We start from the raw sequence: 18188 nt of genomic DNA, 5'->3' as shown, positions 1-18188 counted from the left end.
CGGGGGTGCCCGGCACAGCTGTGGACACTCGCCCCTTGCAGTACCCGACGCCCAGTAGACTGGGCGCTCGTGTCCGAGGTCGAAGAAATCAATGAAGCTGTCACTCAGCAGGCAGTAGACGCTGCCCTGCAGGCGATTGAGCAAGCCGAGACCCCAGAGGCGCTTCGTGCGGTCCGGAGCGAACACTTGGGTGATGACTCCGTCTTGACCCGTTTGCACGCCACGCTGAAAAACCTGCCCCAGGAGCAACGCGCCGCGGCAGGAAAACTCGTGGGTGGGGCGAAAGCGACGCTGGCGGAGGCCTTTGAGGCAAAATCGCGGGTTGTCGAAGCAGCGGCCGAAGCGGCGGCGCTCCAGGCAGAAGCGCTCGATGTGACCGCGATTGCCCCCAAGGCAGCAACGGGGGCGCGCCACCCGCTGACTGTGCTGATGGAGTCGATGTCCGACGTGTTTGTCCAGATGGGCTGGGAAGTCGCGGAAGGTCCCGAACTCGAACACGAGTGGTTTAACTTTGATGCGCTGAATTTCGACGCCGATCACCCCGCGAGGGCGCTACAGGACACCTTTTTTATCGACCCCGCCGATCGTCACCTGGTGCTTCGCACCCACACGTCTCCGGTTCAAATCCGCTCGCTGTTAGACCGAGAGCTTCCCGTCTACGTGGTGGCACCCGGGCGGGTGTATCGCACCGACGAACTCGATGCGACCCACACCCCGGTGTTCCACCAGATTGAGGGCATCGCCATCGACCGGGGCCTCACCATGGCCCACCTGCGCGGAACGCTCGATCACCTCGCCCGCGCGATGTTCGGCGACGAGGCCACCGTGCGGCTTCGGCCCAACTATTTCCCCTTCACCGAGCCGAGTGCCGAAATGGATATTTGGCACCCGGGCTTCACAGGCGGTGCCCGCTGGATCGAGTGGGGCGGCTGCGGCATGTTCAATCGAAACGTGTTGGCCTCGGCGGGAATCGACCCCGACGAGTATCAGGGGTTTGCCTTCGGTATGGGTATTGAGCGCACGCTGATGTTTCGCAACAACGTCCACGACATGCGCGACATGGTCGAGGGTGATGTGCGCTTCTCGCAGGGCTTCGGGATGGTGGTCTGATGCGGATACCCCTGTCGTGGCTCCAGGAATACGTCAGTAGCCCCGCACCGCTCAGCGCCGAATCGCTCCACGATGCACTGGTCTCGGTGGGTCTGGAAGAAGAAGACATTCACCGCTTCGAGGTGTCTGGACCGGTCGTCGTCGGTGAAGTACTCGAGTTCGTTGAGGAGCCACAATCAAACGGCAAAACGATTCGCTGGTGTCAGGTGCGCGTCGCACCGGGTGGGGGCGAGGACGCAATCCGGGGCATTGTCTGCGGCGCAGACAATTTCTTCGTCGGCGACAAAGTCGTCGTGTCCCTGCCCGGCGCAGTACTGCCCGGCGGTTTCGAGATTTCGGCGAGAAAGACCTACGGCCACGTCTCTGACGGCATGATCGCCTCGGCGAAAGAATTGGGCCTCGGTGAGGACCACTCCGGTATTTTGCGCCTGGTCGACCTGGGCATCGACCCCGATGTGGGAGACGATGCGACCGCGCTGCTGGGCCTGGACGACGTGGCTGTGGAGGTAAACGTCACCCCCGACCGCGGCTACGCCATGTCTATTCGGGGCATCGCTCGGGAATACCACCACGCCACCGGCCACGATTTTGTCGACCCCGTCGACCGCGTCACCCCGGTAGGAAGCGCGGGCTTTGGCGTCAACGTGGATGACCGAGAGCCCATCCGCGGGGTCCCCGGCTGTCGAGTGTTCATCGCGCGCAGTGTGGAGGGAATCGACGCCAGCGCGCCGACGCCGCCGTTTATTCAGAGCCGATTACTCCTCGCCGGAATTCGTTCCATCTCCCTGCCGGTGGACATCACCAACTACGTGATGATGGAATACGGCCAGCCTCTCCACGGCTACGACCTCGACCGATTGACCGGAGGAATTACGGTTCGCCGGGCGAAGGCTGGGGAGTCGCTCACGACCCTGGATGACCAGGTCCGCACGCTCGATCCCGAGGATCTGCTCATCACCGACGAGTCGGGCCCCATTGGCATGGCCGGAGTGATGGGTGGCGCGAAGACCGAACTGGGCGAGGGCAGTACCCGGGTGTTAATCGAAGCAGCCTGGTTTGACCCGGTATCGATTGCGAGGACCGCGAGGCGTCACAAACTCCCCAGCGAAGCCTCAAAGCGCTTCCAGCGCGGTGTGGATCCCCTGGTGGCCGAGGCGGCTGCCCAGCGCGCCGTCGACCTGCTCGTGACCTACGCCGGAGGCACACCCGGCGATCTGGGTGCCAGAGTCATCGACGACGCCGTCGCCGTGATGCCGACAATCGCTTTTGACCCCCAGTCGGTCGACGGCCTGGCGGGGATCACCCTCGAGCACTCCCGAATTTCCGACATCCTCTTGGACATTGGCTGCCAGGTGGCCACTGCGGGTTCCGGGGCAGTCGACACCTGGCAGGTGACGCCACCGAGTTGGCGACCAGACCTTGAGAACTCTCCCACGCTGGTCGAAGAAGTCGCCAGGATTGCCGGGTTTGACACGATTCCCTCGATTTTGCCGCCGGCACCGTCTGGTCGCGGCTTGACGCCCATCCAACAGGCGAAGCGTCGGATCAGCCAGGGCCTCGCCCACCGCGGTTACACCGAAGTGCTCTCCTACCCCTTTGTGGACCCAGCCGATAACGCGGTCTGTGGTGGTGTGGACGAGTCGAAACAGGTCCGGGTCGCCAACGCTCTCGACCCGCAGAAGGCGGTGCTTCGCACCAGTTTGATCCCCGGATTAATCGAGAGTGCCCAGCGAAACCTCTCCCGCGGTGTAGTCGACATTGCCCTCTACGAGGCGGGGAGTGTTTTTCTGCCCCCGGAGAGCCTGGGAACGACCGATATTGCCCCGGGGGCGACGCGCCCCGATCAGGACACCATCGACGCCATGAACCAGTCGCTTGGCCACCAGCCGTGGTGGCTGAGCGGACTCTTCATCGGTCAACAGCGCCCCCGAGGGGTCGGCCAACACCCCGAATCGGCGGGCATTGCCGACGCGTTGGATGCGGCGAGGACCGCGGTCGCGCTCGCCGGGGGAGTGCTCGAGGTCACCCAGGGCAGCCACCCGGTATTTCACCCCGGTCGTGTCGCCACGCTGATGGTGGCGGGTGAAGAGGTTGGTGTCGCCGGTGAGCTGTTGCCCTCCTGGTGTGTGGAGCGCGACCTGCCACGACGCGTCGCGGCGTATGAAATCGATGGCTCCAAGCTGATCGACCTTGCAGGCACTGACCCGCGCGTCGTGGACTCGTTATCGGCGATGCCGGCGGCGACTCAAGACATTTCTGTCGTGGTCGACCAGAGCGTGCCTGCGGCCACCGTGCAGGCGGCGCTCGCTGAGGGGGCCGGTGACCTGCTCGAGCACATCGCCCTCAGCGATGAGTATGTCGGCGAGGCCATTGCGGAGGGATCGCGCTCGCTGACGTTTGCTCTTCGCTTCCGCGCGGACGATCGCACGCTGACCCAAGCAGAGGCCACCGAGGCGAAATCTGCGGGTCTCGCGCGTGCCGCCGAGGTGTGTGGTGCTCGCCTGCGCGGCGAGTGACCACGCGGCGACTTCACCCTCTGGCTTAAGCTGAGGGCATGACGCGTATTGCGGTAGTGGGCGCCAGCGGCTATGCCGGTGGCGAGGTGGCCCGGATTGTGGCCTCGCACCCGCACCTGGAGCTCGGTGTACTCACCGCCGATCGACACGAGGGCCGACCCGTCCGGCAGGTACACCCGCACTTGCGCACCCTCGGCGATCAGAGTTTTTCTGGCATCGACGTCGAGGAACTGAGCGCCCACGACGTCGTCGTGCTCGCTCTTCCCCACGGATACTCGGGTGAGCTGGGCGAGAGTCTCTCGAAGGCTCGATCAGACCTCGTTCTGGTGGATTTGGGGGCCGATCGGCGCCTGAGCGACCCGCAGGCGTGGGAGCACTCTTACGGCGGGCGACATTTTGACCCCTGGGTGTATGGAATGCCCGAGCTGGTCTTGGCCGGCGGTGACACCCAGCGCTCCCGACTCGAGGGGGCGACGCGGATCGTCGCACCGGGCTGCAATGCCAGCGCGGTGACCCTCGCACTGGCGCCATTGATTCACTCCGGCCAGATTGACCCGGCCGATATTGTCTCGACCCTGTCGGTGGCACCCAGCGGTGCGGGGCGCGCGCTTCGAGACGAACTGCTCGCCGCCCAGCGGCTGTCATCAGCGGCCGCGTATGCGGTGTCTGGTTCGCACCGGCACATTCCAGAAGTCATCCAGAACCTTCGCCTCGCGGTGTCATCAGCCGCCACAGACGCGCACGCACCGGCTGACCCCGCGGGGTGGGGTCTTAGCCTGACCCCCGTGCTGGTGCCCATTTCCCGTGGAATTCTCGCGGTCAACACCGCGCGAGTTGTCTCCCAAGAGACGGCCGCCACACTGCACCAGACACTGGAGCGTCACTACGCGACCGAGGCGTTTATCGACCTGCTGCCCCTGGGTGAACTGCCGAGCACCGGCAGCGTGCTGGGCTCCAACACGGTGGCCTTGGGTGTCGGGTTTGACCCCGCCACCAGTAGGGTCACCGTGGTGAGTGCGCTGGATAACCTCTACAAGGGCACAGCCGGTGCGGCCGTGCAGTCGTTGAACATCGCTCTGGGCATCGACGAAGCTGCCGGGCTCGACGCGAACGGAGTAGCCCCGTGAGTGTCACCTACCCCCAGGGTTTTCGAGCCGGATCGGTCGCGGCCGGCCTCGCCGCGCGCGGCGGTGTGGATCTGACCGTGGTGGTCAATGACGGACCGGCATTTTCTGCGGCGGCGGTGTTCACCACGAACCGCGCCAAGGCCCACCCGATTCGCTGGTCGATGGCGGCCATCGACGACCATCAGGCCAAAGCCATCGTCTTAAACTCCGGCGGGGCGAACTGTTTCACCGGTCCAGAAGGATTTGCCCTCACCCATCGATCAGCGGAGCACGCCGCCCAGACGCTGGGAGCGCGCGAAGACCGGGACGTGAGCGCCTCCGATGTCGTGGTCTGCTCCACCGGCCTAATCGGTGAGCCACTGCCTGCGGGGGCAGTCATCCAGGGCATCGAGGTGGCCATTTCACACCTCGATGACAGCCCTGAGGCCGGCGAAGAGTCCGCGCGGGCGATTATGACCACCGATACGCTCCCCAAACTCGCCAGCCGTGAGCTCGACGGCTGGCGTATTGGCGCGATGGCGAAGGGTGCGGGCATGCTCGCACCGGGGCTTGCCACCATGCTGGTCGTGATCACCACTGACGCCCAGATCGATGGCGCGAGGGCCGATGCGGCCCTGCGGGCCGCCACCGCGGCCAGCTTCGACCGACTCGATTCCGATGGCTGTATGTCGACAAACGACCAGGTGACCCTGATGGCCTCCGGGGCCAGCGGGGTAAGCCCCGAGGGGTCGACATTTGAGGATGCGCTGTGGGAGGTGTGTGTTGACCTGGCCCGCCAGCTCCAACGAGACGCCGAAGGCTCCCACCACGACATCACCATCGAGGTGATCGGTGCGGCCTCTGTGGCCGATGCCGTGGCGGTGGGGCGTTCGGTCTCGCGCAGCAACCTCTTCAAAACGGCCATCTTTGGTGGTGACCCCAACTGGGGTCGTATTTTGGCGGCCATGGGGACCGCCCACGCCGATTTCGTGGTCGATGCGACCGATGTGTCGATCAACGGTGTGCGAGTCGCCAGTGGCGCACTGCCGGATCGGCCTCGAGACGAGGTGGACCTCAGCCCGCGCGAGACCCACATCCTCATCGACCTAAAAGCCGGTTCCCACAGTGCCAGTGTGTGGACCAACGACCTCACCCACGACTACGTGCACGAAAACAGTGCGTATTCCAGCTGATTCGATGATTACCCCCGAGCCGCGCTTTCACGACGCCCACGTCAAAGCCCAAACCCTGATCGAGAGCCTGCCGTGGCTCTTGCGCTTTGGCGGGCACACCGTCGTGGTGAAGTTGGGCGGCAACGCGATGGTCAGTGACGACCTGTTGGACGCGTTTGCCGCCGACATGGTCTACCTGCGCACGGTCGGCGTCATGCCCGTCATCGTCCACGGCGGCGGCCCGCAAATTTCTGAAGCACTCACCGCGCGGGGCATCGAGAGCGAATTTCGCGGCGGCTACCGGGTGACCAGCACCGAGGCGATTCCGATCGTGCGAGATGTCTTACGCGAGGAAATATCGGCCGATGTGGTCGAGCGCATTGAGCGCTACGGCGTGAGCGCCCGCGCGCTGAACGGCTTCGATGAGGGGCTCTTTCAGGCCACCCGCCGCGGCGCGATCGTCGACGGGCACGAAGTGGATCTGGGCCACGTGGGAGAAGTCAGCGAGGTCAACCCCACTGTGGTGCGCACCCTGCTGGATGAGCAATCGATTCCGGTGGTGTCCTCACTCGCACCCGAAGCCGGCGGCGCGGGCGATGACCACTCGGGACTAAACGTCAATGCCGACCAGGCGGCTTCCGCCCTCGCGGTCGCGCTGGGGGCGTCGAAGCTGATTTTGCTCAGTGACGTGCCGGGCCTCTATGCCGACTGGCCGGATACGTCGTCGGTGATTTCCACCATCACGGTGTCCGCGCTGGAGGCCATGGTGCCCGAATTGGAATCGGGCATGATCCCGAAGATGACCGCCTGTCTGGAAGCGGTGCGGGGTGGTGTGGAAAAGGCGGCCATCATCGATGGCAGGCTGGGCCACTCGGTGTTATTGGAAATATTCACCCCCACCGGGATTGGAACTGAGGTAGTGGCATGACCCGACACTTTCTGCGAGACGACGACATCACTGCGGCCGAACAGGCCGATATTTTGAGCCTCGCGGGCCGCATGAAAGAACAGCGCTTTGAGCACCGCCTGCTCGAGGGGCCACAGACGGTCGCCGTGATTTTCGATAAATCGTCCACGCGCACCCGGGTGTCCTTTGCGGTGGGTATCGCCGACCTGGGTGGCGCTCCCCTGATTATTTCGACCGCGTCGTCCCAGCTGGGCGGCAAAGAAACCCCCGCGGATACCGCCCGAGTGCTGGAGCGGATGGTCGCGGCCATTGTGTGGCGCACCTACGGTCAAGACGGTCTCGAGGAAATGGCCGATGGCACCAGTGTCCCGGTGGTCAACGCCCTAAGCGATGATTTTCACCCCTGTCAGCTACTGGCCGACCTGCTCACCATGCGCGAAAAGTTCGGTTCGCTCGAGGGTCGAATCGTGTGTTTCAGCGGGGATGGCCGCTCGAATATGGCCCAAAGCTACCTGCTGGCCTGCGCCACTGCCGGAATGCACGTGCGCATCGCCTGCCCGGAGGGGTTCTCCCCGCGTGCTGACGTGGTGGCAGACGCCGAGCGGCTCGCCCTGCAAACCGGTGGCAGTATCCGAGTCGGCTCAGACCCGCAGGAGCTGGTGGCCGGAGCGGATGCGGTGGTCACCGACACCTGGGTGTCGATGGGCAAAGAAGACGAGAAAGTCCAGCGCGTGAAGACCTTCACCCCCTATCAGGTCACCGAGGCCCTGATGGCGAAGGCGAAGCCGGCGGCGCTGTTCATGCACTGTCTTCCCGCCGACCGTGGCTTCGAAGTCGAAGCCTCGGTCATTGACGGGCCACAGAGTGTGATCTGGGATCAGTCCGAAAACCGCCTACACGCCCAGAAAGCCCTGCTGGCGTGGTTACTGCAGCGCGCTTAGGCCCCCGTCGTCAGCAGTAGGATTGGGGGTGAATCCCCACCTGACTGGCTCTGTGCCATCCTGCGAGCTGGGGGCGTACGAGCCGAGAGGAAACCCTATGTCTGAACGCGTCGTCCTTGCCTACTCCGGAGGCCTCGATACGTCGGTGGGAATCGGCTGGTTGAAAGACCAAACCGGTAAAGAGGTCGTCGCGCTCGCCGTTGATCTGGGTCAAGGCGGCGAAGACATGGACACGATTCGCCAGCGCGCCTTGGACTGTGGTGCGGTGGAATCTATCGTTGTCGACGCCAAAGACGAATTCGCGAACGATTTTGTGATGCCGGCTTTGAAGGCAAACGCCCGCTACCAAAAGCGCTACCCGCTGGTCTCGGCACTCTCCAGGCCCGTGATTGTGCGACACCTGGTGCGGGTGGCCAGGGAGCTCTCCTGCGACACTGTCGCCCACGGCTGCACCGGTAAAGGAAACGACCAGGTGCGCTTTGAAGCCGGTGTGTTGGCCCTCGCGCCGGAGCTATCCAACATCGCGCCCATCAGGGACCTTGCGCTCACCAGAGACAAGGCCATCGCCTACGCAGAAGAGCACAACCTGCCCATCGAACAGAGTAAGAAAAACCCCTACTCGGTGGATAAAAACGTGTGGGGTCGCACCGTGGAGACCGGCCCGCTGGAAGACCCCTGGGCCGCCCCCGGTGAAGACGTGTGGGAATACACCCAGACTCCTCCGGGCGATAAGCCCGCCGATGAAGTCACCATCACCTTCCAGCACGGCATCCCGGTCGCACTGGATGGAACACAGGTCACCCCACTCCAGGCCATTCAACAGCTGAACGCCCTCGCCGGGCCCCACGGTGTGGGCCGCATCGACATTATGGAAGACCGCCTGGTGGGTATCAAGTCTCGCGAAGTGTACGAAGTCCCCGGCGCCGAGGTGCTCATTAACGCCCACGAAGAGTTAGAAAACCTGGTCATGGAGCGCGATGTGAACCGCTACAAGCGAAGCATCGAAGCCGACTGGTCCCACCTGGTCTACGACGGCCTGTGGTATTCGGGGCTGAAGCGCTCGCTGGATGCGTTTATCGACGACACCCAGAAGCCCGTCTCCGGGGAGGTGCGAGTGCGCATCCACCAGGGTGCGGCCGTGGTGACCGGGCGGAAATCCGAGCAAAGCCTCTACGACTTTGACCTCGCCACCTACGACACCGGCGACACGTTCGACCAGTCCCACGCCAAAGGCTTTATCGAATTGTGGGCAATGCCTGGCAAGATTGCGGCTAAGCGCGACAGCAAGTAGGAGAGGGGATTAGTCCCCGCGAGCTGGCGTAACGGGTCACGAATCGAGAAGGGCGCCACAACCATGAGCGAAGAACACTCCCGTGGTGACAGTGGCGCGAACGACGGTAGGCCAGAAGGAACACACGAGGGTACACACGAGGGCAGCCTGTGGGGAGGGCGCTTCCAGGACGGTCCGTCCTGGGAAATGGCGCAACTCTCACGCTCCACGCATTTTGACTGGCAGTTGGCCGTCTACGACCTTGAGGCCACGGCCGCGCACGCGAGGCAGTTGCAGGCCCACGGCTACCTGGAGCCTGAAGGCTTAGCCACAGTTCTCGCCACGCTCGAATCCATGCGAGAAGACTTTCTCGAGGGTCGCCTGGTCGCACAGCCCGATGACGAAGACGTCCACGGGGCACTCGAGCGGGAACTCATCGAGCGGGTCGGCCCGGAATTGGGCGGCGCGATTCGCGCCGGGCGCAGTCGAAACGACCAAATTGCCACCTTTGTGCGGATGTATTTGCGCGATCGCTCGAGGGCGATTCGACACATCCTGATCGAACTGGTGCGCATCCTCATCTTGCGCTCAGAGGAGGCCGGGGTGAGGGTGATGCCCGGTCGCACCCACTTCCAACACGCCCAACCGGTGTTGGTCGCCCACTATCTACTCGCCCACGCCTGGCCCCTGGTGCGAAATATCCAACGCCTCGATGACTGGTCGGTGCGCAATAACCTCTCGCCCTATGGTGGCGGGGCGCTCGCCGGCGGCGGCCTGGGTCTCGACCCGGAAGCGGTGGCCACAGAATTGGGCTTTGACGGTGTATTGCCGAACTCTCTGGATGCCACCAGCGCGCGCGATAGCGTCGCCGAATGGGCGTATGTGGCGGCACAAATTGGTGTGGATCTTTCCCGTGTGGCCGAAGAGATCATCGTCTTTTCCACCGCAGAGTTTGGCTACATCACCCTTCACGACGCCTATGCCACCGGATCGTCGATGATGCCGCAGAAGAAAAACCCGGACATTGCCGAGCTCGCGCGGGGGAAGTCGGGTCGCCTGATTGGAAACCTGACGGGTCTGCTCAGCACCCTCAAAGCTCTTCCTCTGGCGTATAACCGCGACCTGCAAGAGGATAAAGAACCGATTTTCGATTCGGCCGAGTCACTGTTGGTGACGCTCCCGGCGATGGCGGGCCTGCTCGCCCACCTGGAATTTGACTACGACCGGATGGAGAGCCTCGCCACGGCGGGGTATTCCCTCGCCACCGACGTCGCTGATTGGCTGGTGGTGCGCGGTATTGCGTTCCGCGAGGCACACGAAATTGCGGGTGCGCTGGTGCGAGCGTGTGAACAGCGCGGTGTGGGCTTAGATGAGCTCACCGATGACGAGTATCTGGCCGTGTCGCCACATGTGGACCCGTCGGTGCGAGACATGTTGAGTGCGCAGGAGTCGGTGTCGAAAAAGAACGGTCCAGCGGGGACAGCACCGCAGGCTGTCGCTGCTCAGCGCGAGATGCTCGCACGACTTATTGAGGATTTAGATCGAGAGTAATCCGCGCCAACCACCCGCTTCTGCTGGGGCGCGGATGTAGCTTCCTGTGTGCTGTGGTCGCAATGAGGGCGTGTTTCTCGCAGTGCGTGAACTCAGGGTGGTGTGTTGTCCACACGATGACAGTGCGCGCGGTCATTGAGCAGGTATCTCGTCGCCGACTTGAGGGGAGGAGAGTAGTGGCACCTTGGGGTCAGTGGTGGAAATAAACCCTGGAGGTTGTAAAGTGGAGGGACCGTGGGTTGTTGATGCCCGGCTAGTGAGGACCTGGATGCTGCTACTCGATCGGCCGACCCAATACAGCGTTGCCGGAGCTATTCGGGTTCTCGAGTACCACGGCCCCCATCTTGGTCGACCTCTCGTCGATCGGGTCCGGGGATCACAAATCAATAATTTGAAAGAGCTCCGTCCGCCCAGTAAAGGACTGCAAGCCATCAGAATCTTGTTCGTCTTTGACCCCAGGCGTACCGCAGTATTGCTGGTGGGGGGAGACAAGCGGGGCACATGGAATCGGTGGTATCCCGAAGCAATTGCACAGGCGGAAAACCACTACGAAAAGTACTTGATCGAGAAGGGAATGATGTGATGGAGGCCCTCAGCCCGACAGAGTTGTTCGAAGAAGCTGGTTTGGATGAAGCCACCATAAAGCGGGGTGTCGACACGCTGTGGCAATCGATCAGCGGGTATCAATTGCGAGAACTGCGGCGCGCTGCCGGATTTACTCAGGTGCAGCTCGCCTCCATTCTGGGTGTGAGCCAAAACAGGGTTTCTCGCTTGGAGCGCGGTCAGCTCGATACCGCGCAGCTCGATACATTGCGTCACTACATCCACGCCCTCGGAGGAGAACTCCACATCGAGGTCCACTGGAAAACACAGCGGATTGCGCTGGCCCCCCACCCGTCAGGAATTTCGCTGGAAGACGACGCGGCCGCTACAGCCCACGCAACGAACTAGGGCGACACTTCTGCGCCCGCTCTGGTTCATGCCGTAGCCTTGGACAAATGTCGCTTTCCCGCACGCCCGTCGTTGCCTTTTCTCTCGTGGGCGTATTCATTGTCTCCGCGTGCCAGGGGCCAAGCGCTCCGTTTGTTCGCGATGCTGAGACTCCCGGGCCAATAGACATTGAGAGCTACTACGACCAGGAGGTGTCCTGGGGCGAATGTGACGCCGAGTGGCTTATCGAACCCGACGTGGCCGCCAGTGGTTTTGTGGACGCCGAAGTGACCTGCGCGAGCGTGGCCGTGCCCGCTGTTTATGAGGAGGCAGCCGAAGAGGTACCCGATTTTGAGATCGCCATGATGCGCCGTGGCGCCACCGACACGGCCCGGGGCAGCATTTTCATTAACCCCGGTGGCCCGGGAGTATCCGGGGTGGGCCAGGTGCAATTTTCTGACTTCCCCGAAGACCTCACCGACAATTTCGACATCATCGGCTTTGACCCCAGGGGCGTGGAACACTCTGTATTCGCCGACGGCAGTGAGATTCGCTGTTCCGACGAAACCGACTTCATCACCTACTTTGAAGAGGGCTCACCCGCGAGCGAAGAGGAACTCGACGCGGTCGTCGAGGTGTTGGATGTCCACTACGAGACCTGCCAAAAAGACAACCCCTACTGGTGGACACTCTCCACCGACAACGTGGCCGCGGACCTGGACATCGTGCGCGAAGTGGTCACGCCCGGCGAACCACTGAACTTCATCGGTTCGTCCTATGGCACCACCATCGCCGGGCGCTACGTCAGCAACTTTCCCGACCATGTCGGAAAAATTGTCTTCGACAGCCCCACCACCGTGGATACTGACCGGGTCGCCAGTCGGCTCGAAAAGCTCGCCGCCGATGAGGAAAAACTCGCCGGATTTGTCCAGGGCTATGCCGACAACCAAGAACTGAGCTTCGACGAAGCGTGGGAGACGGTGCTGGAGCTGCGCCAGCTCGCCGACGACGACCAGCTCTACGGTTTCGCGGGGATCGAACCGGCGGGTGAATTCGAAGACACCCAAATCAGCTCAGAGTCGCTATTCACCAAAGGCATTGCCGCGATGAACTACCTGCCAGAAGACCAGGCGCAAGGGTATTTCAATCTGGCCATTTTCGAGGCCGTGCAGCACCGCTCAAATCACACCTTTGAGTGGTTTGCCTTCCGGCTCGACGGCTACGAGCCAGATAGCCTCTACGGCGAAAGCCTGGAAGAAAAAGACATTGAGCGCTCCAATGAGTTTGAAATTCGGGTGATCGTCAACACCATGGACTTCTCCCAGCCGCCCCTTGGCGAAGAGGAACAGCGGGAGTTTTCTGAGCGGGCCGAAGAAGTGGCCCCCATGCTCACTACCCTCTACTCGGATGCCTCCGGCTACGAATACTTCGGTCCCCCCAAAGGGCTGAGCTGGTACCAAATGGCGATCGATGACCCGGAAATTCCTGACCCGCCGGCAGAGCCGTTCGTGCCGTCAAACCCCTCCGGGGAAGAGCTGTTGATCATCGGCTCCCTCTACGAATCGGTCACGCCCTTTAGTTTCGCCGAGGACACGGCGGAAACCCTCGGGGCGACGCTCATTTCGGTGGAATCAGAAATCCACGCACCCGCCGGCAACTACACCAACGACTGCGTCAATCGGGTACTGGTCGACTATTTCCTCGACCGTGGCGAGATGGCACCGGTGACGTGCCCGGGGGCATCGTGAGCCTCGAAACAATCGCAATCGGGGTGGGCATTGCCGCCGTGTTGACACTCGCCGGAGGGGCCATGGCGGTCGCCGCCAGGATGCGCCGGAACCGATGACAGGACCGGAAACCGGTGAAACCTGCCGATTGTGAAAGAGTGTGCGGCGCTTAGCGGTTATTGAACCGGTGGAGGAACTCTTTCGTGCGGGCTTCGGTGGGAGCTTCAAAAATCTGTTGGGGCGATCCGCGCTCGCAAATGACTCCCTGGTCGAGAAAGACGACCTGGTCAGAAATGTCTTTGGCGAAGTCCATCTCGTGGGTGGCCATCACAATCGTGGTGCCGTCGTCTTTTAAGGTGCGCACCAAATCCAGTACTTCGCCGACTAGTTCCGGATCGAGTGCACTCGTGATCTCGTCGAGAAGCAACACCTCGGGGTTAGTCGCAATCGCCCGCACCAGGGCGACGCGTTGCTGCTGGCCGCCCGAGAGACGGTCGGGAAAGGCTTTGGCCTTATCGGCTAACCCCACGCGCTCTAACAGGCGCATGGCGGTGGCCTCGGCCTGAGTTTTCGATGTGCCAAACACTTCGGTGTCCGCCAGGGTGATGTTTCGCAGCACGCTCAGGTGGGGAAAGAGGTTGAACTGTTGGAACACCACACCGATACGCGCGCGAACGGAATCGACATTCACCCGAGGGTCGGAAATATCGTCACCGCTTAGCCACATTTGCCCATCGTCTAACTGCTCCAACAGGTTGATACAGCGCAACAGGGTGGACTTGCCCGACCCGCTGGCACCAATCAGGGCGACGACGTCACCCTGATTGACGGTCAAGTCGATGGAGTCGAGGACGACGTTGTCGCCAAATTCTTTTCGCACAGCGCTGAGGGCCAGGACCGGGGGAGTAGCCATTAGACGGTCGATCCTGCCTGCTCGCGGTCTCGAAGCCTGGCCGAATACCAGTCGGTGAGCCTAATCATCGGAAGGGCCAGGAGAACAAAAAGCAACCCGGCGAGGACGTAGGGGGTGAAGTTAAACGCTTGGGCCGTTTCGATCTGGGCGGCCCGGACCGCATCGACTGCCCCCAGAACAGAAATCAGCCCGACGTCTTTTTGCATCGCGATGAAGTCATTCATCAGCGCGGGGGTGACTTTCCGCACGGCCTGTGGCATCACGATCATGCGCAGGGTCTGGCCGTAGTTCAGGCCGAGCGACCTGGCGGCGAGACGCTGGGAGGGGTGCACCGATTCAATGCCGGCGCGAAACACCTCAGAGACGTAGGCCGAGTAGGTCAGTATCAGCGCGATCGTGCCCCAAAACTCGAGGGGCATGCGAGGTAGTGCGCCCAGGCCGGGAACACCAAAGCCCACCAGATACAACACGATGATGAGCGGAATGCCGCGAAATAGGTCGGTGTAGCCCGCGGCGATGGCCCGCAGCGGGAAAAATACGGGACCGCGAAGGGTGCGCAGGGTGGCCAGTAACAGGGCAATGATCAGCACACCAATAGCGGCAAAAAAGAGCACCCGGATGTTGAGCCACAACCCTTCAATGACGCGCGGCCACGCGCCCACCAACACGTCGACGTTGAAAAACGCCTGCTGCACGCGCTCCCACCCGGGTGTGTTGATCACCGTGAAGTAGATCACCACGGCAAAGACGACGGTGCTACCAAAGGAGACCGCGACGGAGCGGCCGGACTGTTTTTTCCGAAACGCCCGGCGCTCGAGCTCAATAGGGCTCGGGCGCCGGGCAGCGGATTCACTCACGATGGGGTGAAGGTTTCTCTGTGGTGGTCGTTACTGGAGGACCGGAGCGGACTGGTCGGCACCCAGCCACGTGTCGGTGATCTCGGCCAGCGTGCCATCGTCGGTCAGGGCCTGTAGCGCCTGGTTGACCGAATCAGTCAGTGGGCTATCTTTTTCGAGCACCAAGCCCCACTGGTCGGGCACACCCACTTCGCCGGCGAGCTGGCCGACAATCAACCCGTCGGTGATTTCCACACCGGTCAAGTAAAACGCGGTGGGGAGGTCGACCACGAGGGCGTCGATCTGACCGGTCTCCAGCGCCAGTTTTGCCGCGTCGTTGTCGTTAAACGCCTGGGCGCCACTGGTCGGCTCGATAATCGCTTCGATCGCCTGGAAACTGGTCGTTCCGGTCGCCGCACCGATGATCAACTCCTGCAGCTCGGCAATCGACGAGGCCTCGGCCGCCGCGGAGGAGGCGTTGGTGATGACCGCCTGCGGCGTGGAGTAGTAGGGCAGGGAGAAGTCCACGTTTTCAGCCCGCTCTTCCGTAATGGTGTACTGCTGCAGGTTGAAATCGAAGTTCTTCGGTCCGGGTTGGATGGCCGCTTCGAAGGTGGTGCGCACCCACTCGACGTCCTCGGGGGCAAAGCCCAGTTCCTCGGCGAGCGCGTAGGCCACGGCGGATTCGAATCCTTCGCCGCTGCTGGGGTCGTCGTCGAGGACATACGGGAAGTACGCCGGTTCGCCGGTGGCGATGGTGAGCACACCATCGGTCACGGTCGGAAGCGACTCCTCCGCGTCAGTGGCATCGGTGGCCTCTTCCGCGGCCTCTTCTGGTTCGGCAGTTTCGGACTCTGGTGCACTGTCCGCCTGGCAGGCGGCCAGTGCGAGTACCAGAGCACTGGCACCTGCCAAAGCGCCAACGCGCTTGCTCAGTGTCGACATCATGTCTCCTCAGTTGTGCTGTGTGATGTAGTCACGCTGCTGTGTGCTGCATTCACTGTGTGGTTGCGCCTTCCGGAGGCCTCCTGGCGCAGGGATGCCTCTATTCTGTCCTAGCTTTGTCCACGGCGTGCGCGCGATGACAGTTCATGACGCCGCAGTGCTAACCTAACCGCGTGTCTTCGGCCTCCACTGGCGGGCAAATTCCCGCCCCGCACAACGATGCGAGCTTTGGAGACATTTGGGAAGAACTCTCCTGGCGCGGACTCATTCACGTCTCTACTGACCCCCAGGCGCTGCAGTCCCTGCTCGCGGGACCTCCGGTTTCCTACTACTGCGGTTTTGACCCCACCGCCCCCAGCTTGCACCTGGGTAATCTCGTGCAGCTGTTGGTGATGCGCCGGCTGCAGCTGGCCGGACACCGGCCACTGGCCTTGGTCGGGGGATCCACCGGGCTCATCGGTGACCCCAAACCCACCGCCGAGCGCACACTGAACGACCCCGAGACGGTGGCGCTGTGGGTGGAGAAGTTGCGCCACCAGGTCACCCGGTTTCTCGACGACTCCGGCGATAACGCCGTGGTGATGGTCAACAACCTGGAGTGGACGAAAGACTTATCGGCCATTTCTTTTCTTCGAGACATCGGCCAGTACTTCCGGGTCGGCACGATGATCAAAAAAGACGCGGTCGCGGCCCGGTTGAACTCGGACGCGGGCATTAGCTACACCGAGTTTTCCTACCAAATTCTCCAGGGCATGGACTTTTTGCGCCTGCACGAGCAGTACGGCTGCATGCTCCAAACGGGAGGCTCCGACCAGTGGGGAAACCTCACCAGCGGGACCGACCTGGTGCATAAGGCTCTGGGGGAGACCGTCCACGCGCTCGGCACACCGCTCATTACCAATTCGGATGGCACCAAGTTTGGAAAATCCGAGGGAAACGCGGTGTGGTTGGACCGTGAGCTCACGAGCCCCTGGGCGATGTATCAGTTTTGGCTCAACACCGACGACCGAGACGTGATCGACCGGCTCAAAGTCTTCACCTTCCTCGAGCGCAGCGATATTGAGGATTTCGAACACCAGGTCGCGAGCGAACCCCAGCGCCGCGGCGCACAGCGCACGCTGGCGCTGCACGTCACCGCGCTGGTGCACGGGGAAGCAGAGGCCCGGGCGGTCGAGGATGCCGCCTCGAAGCTTTTTGGTAAAGACCCTCTGGATGGTATTGACCAGGCCGTATTTGATCAGGCCATGGCCGAGCTGCCACACGCCGAGGTCGAGGCGGATACTCCAATCAGCCAGGCGCTCGTGGATTCGGGGCTGTGTGCTTCGCTCTCCGAGGCGAGGAGAGCCATCGCCCAGGGGGGAGTCTCGATCAATAACGCCGCTGTCACCGACGAGGGTGGCCTGGTCGGCCCGCCGAGGACTCCCTCGCGCACCTGGTTGTTGCTCAAGCGCGGAAAAAAGACCCTGGCCGGGCTTCGACTTCGCGCCTAACCCCGCGACACGCGCGGGAATCCGGGGGAATTTGGCGATTGGGCTTCCTGGTCCCTATAGTGATGAGGCAGTCGTGAGGGTCCAGTCTGGAGTAATCCCGAAGCCCCGAAAATGACCGCCGCTAGGCCACCATCCTCTGTTTGCCAGAGTGACAGAAATGGACTAGTGTGAAACACCTGGCGCTTCTACGGAGCGAGACGGTCGAGTAAGGAAACTTCTCCCGGTTCGCAATCAACAAAGCGACAGATAAGTAAAAGGTTAAGACGCTTCGACGTTAACCCGAGAGGGAGCGAGTCGGAGGCGCCCGATCCTTGAGAACTCAACAGTGTGCACTAAGTCAATGCCAAAAAACCTCCGAGGCAGAGCAATCTGCCTTTGAGATTCCTTTGGATTATTGAACGAGTCAGACTCGTTCCAATAGTCAGAACACATTGGCATCGCGAGCAATCGCGGTGTCGCCAAGTGTGTGGTGATCTTCGGATCACCACAGACAAACTCTTTACGGAGAGTTTGATCCTGGCTCAGGACGAACGCTGGCGGCGTGCTTAACACATGCAAGTCGAACGATGAACACCGGAGCTTGCTCTGGTGGGATTAGTGGCGAACGGGTGAGTAACACGTGAGCAATCTGCCCCCGACTCTGGGATAAGCGTTGGAAACGACGTCTAATACCGGATACGACACCTCCTGGCATCAGGTGGGTGTGGAAAGAATTTCGGTTGGGGATGAGCTCGCGGCCTATCAGCTTGTTGGTGAGGTAATGGCTCACCAAGG

General features: G+C 62.1%; 15 protein-coding genes and 1 rRNA gene. 13 read left to right on the top strand and 3 right to left on the bottom strand.

From position 1 onward, the window contains the following. Window positions 1-69 precede the first annotated feature (69 nt). The 11 genes from pheS (at window position 70) to RI518_RS03595 (ending at window position 13251) form a co-directional block, all read left to right on the top strand. Window positions 70-1110, top strand: a complete 1041-nt coding sequence (pheS, locus tag RI518_RS03645; protein WP_310672224.1) for a phenylalanine--tRNA ligase subunit alpha — start codon at window positions 70-72, stop codon at window positions 1108-1110. Beyond that, window positions 1110-3626 (top strand): phenylalanine--tRNA ligase subunit beta, encoded by a 2517-nt coding sequence (pheT, locus tag RI518_RS03640; RefSeq protein WP_310689371.1) that lies wholly within the window; start codon window positions 1110-1112, stop codon window positions 3624-3626. Before pheS ends, pheT begins: the two co-directional genes overlap by 1 nt. 38 nt (window positions 3627-3664) lie before the next feature. Continuing rightward, complete coding sequence (gene argC, locus RI518_RS03635) at window positions 3665-4753, top strand: N-acetyl-gamma-glutamyl-phosphate reductase (RefSeq protein ID WP_310672222.1); 1089 nt, start codon at window positions 3665-3667, stop codon at window positions 4751-4753. After that, window positions 4750-5925, top strand: coding sequence for a bifunctional glutamate N-acetyltransferase/amino-acid acetyltransferase ArgJ (gene argJ / locus RI518_RS03630; protein WP_310689370.1), 1176 nt, complete (start codon window positions 4750-4752; stop codon window positions 5923-5925). Before argC ends, argJ begins: the two co-directional genes overlap by 4 nt. Window positions 5926-5929: 4 nt before the next feature. Further along, window positions 5930-6832 carry an acetylglutamate kinase gene (gene argB, locus RI518_RS03625; RefSeq protein WP_310672239.1) on the top strand — a complete coding sequence of 301 codons (903 nt, stop codon included), beginning with the start codon at window positions 5930-5932 and terminating at the stop codon, window positions 6830-6832. Next, on the top strand, window positions 6829-7752 hold the full coding sequence (gene argF, locus RI518_RS03620) for an ornithine carbamoyltransferase (RefSeq protein ID WP_310689368.1): 924 nt from the start codon (window positions 6829-6831) through the stop codon (window positions 7750-7752). Before argB ends, argF begins: the two co-directional genes overlap by 4 nt. A gap of 97 nt (window positions 7753-7849) precedes the next feature. Continuing rightward, complete coding sequence (locus RI518_RS03615; RefSeq protein ID WP_310672219.1) at window positions 7850-9043, top strand: argininosuccinate synthase; 1194 nt, start codon at window positions 7850-7852, stop codon at window positions 9041-9043. Between the two features lie 63 nt (window positions 9044-9106). Continuing rightward, window positions 9107-10573: an argininosuccinate lyase gene (argH, locus tag RI518_RS03610; protein WP_310689367.1), complete on the top strand. Its 1467-nt coding sequence runs from the start codon at window positions 9107-9109 to the stop codon at window positions 10571-10573. A 268-nt stretch (window positions 10574-10841) separates the two neighbouring features. Next, window positions 10842-11156, top strand: a complete 315-nt coding sequence (locus RI518_RS03605) for a type II toxin-antitoxin system RelE/ParE family toxin (RefSeq protein ID WP_310672217.1) — start codon at window positions 10842-10844, stop codon at window positions 11154-11156. Next, window positions 11156-11524, top strand: coding sequence for a helix-turn-helix domain-containing protein (locus RI518_RS03600; protein ID WP_310689405.1), 369 nt, complete (start codon window positions 11156-11158; stop codon window positions 11522-11524). Before RI518_RS03605 ends, RI518_RS03600 begins: the two co-directional genes overlap by 1 nt. A 47-nt stretch (window positions 11525-11571) precedes the next feature. Then, window positions 11572-13251, top strand: a complete 1680-nt coding sequence (locus tag RI518_RS03595; RefSeq protein WP_310689365.1) for an alpha/beta fold hydrolase — start codon at window positions 11572-11574, stop codon at window positions 13249-13251. A gap of 148 nt (window positions 13252-13399) precedes the next feature. Here the strand turns inward: RI518_RS03595 and RI518_RS03590 are convergent, their stop codons facing one another. From RI518_RS03590 to RI518_RS03580, 3 genes are read right to left on the bottom strand one after another with little or no spacing between them, the layout of a single operon-like run. Then, the gene (locus RI518_RS03590; RefSeq protein ID WP_310672400.1) at window positions 13400-14143 is read right to left on the bottom strand and encodes an amino acid ABC transporter ATP-binding protein; all 744 of its coding nucleotides are present in this window, start codon (window positions 14141-14143) and stop codon (window positions 13400-13402) included. Further along, on the bottom strand, window positions 14143-15000 hold the full coding sequence (locus tag RI518_RS03585) for an amino acid ABC transporter permease (protein ID WP_310672399.1): 858 nt from the start codon (window positions 14998-15000) through the stop codon (window positions 14143-14145). Before RI518_RS03585 ends, RI518_RS03590 begins: the two co-directional genes overlap by 1 nt. A 30-nt stretch (window positions 15001-15030) precedes the next feature. Then, complete coding sequence (locus RI518_RS03580; RefSeq protein WP_310689364.1) at window positions 15031-15927, bottom strand: transporter substrate-binding domain-containing protein; 897 nt, start codon at window positions 15925-15927, stop codon at window positions 15031-15033. Between the two features lie 170 nt (window positions 15928-16097). Between RI518_RS03580 and tyrS the strand changes: the two genes are divergently transcribed. Beyond that, a complete protein-coding gene (tyrS, locus tag RI518_RS03575; RefSeq protein WP_310672397.1) occupies window positions 16098-17414 on the top strand; it encodes a tyrosine--tRNA ligase in 1317 nt (438 codons plus the stop codon). Between the two features lie 498 nt (window positions 17415-17912). Next, window positions 17913-18188: ribosomal RNA gene (locus RI518_RS03570) — 16S ribosomal RNA — on the top strand; the annotation flags it as partial.

This window comes from Pontimonas sp. (assembly GCF_031581085.1).
In the GTDB taxonomy this organism is placed as follows: Bacteria; Actinomycetota; Actinomycetes; order Actinomycetales; family Microbacteriaceae; genus Pontimonas.
The sequence above is the reverse complement of the archived record's forward strand: the minus strand, read 5'-3'. Positions and strand labels throughout refer to the sequence as shown.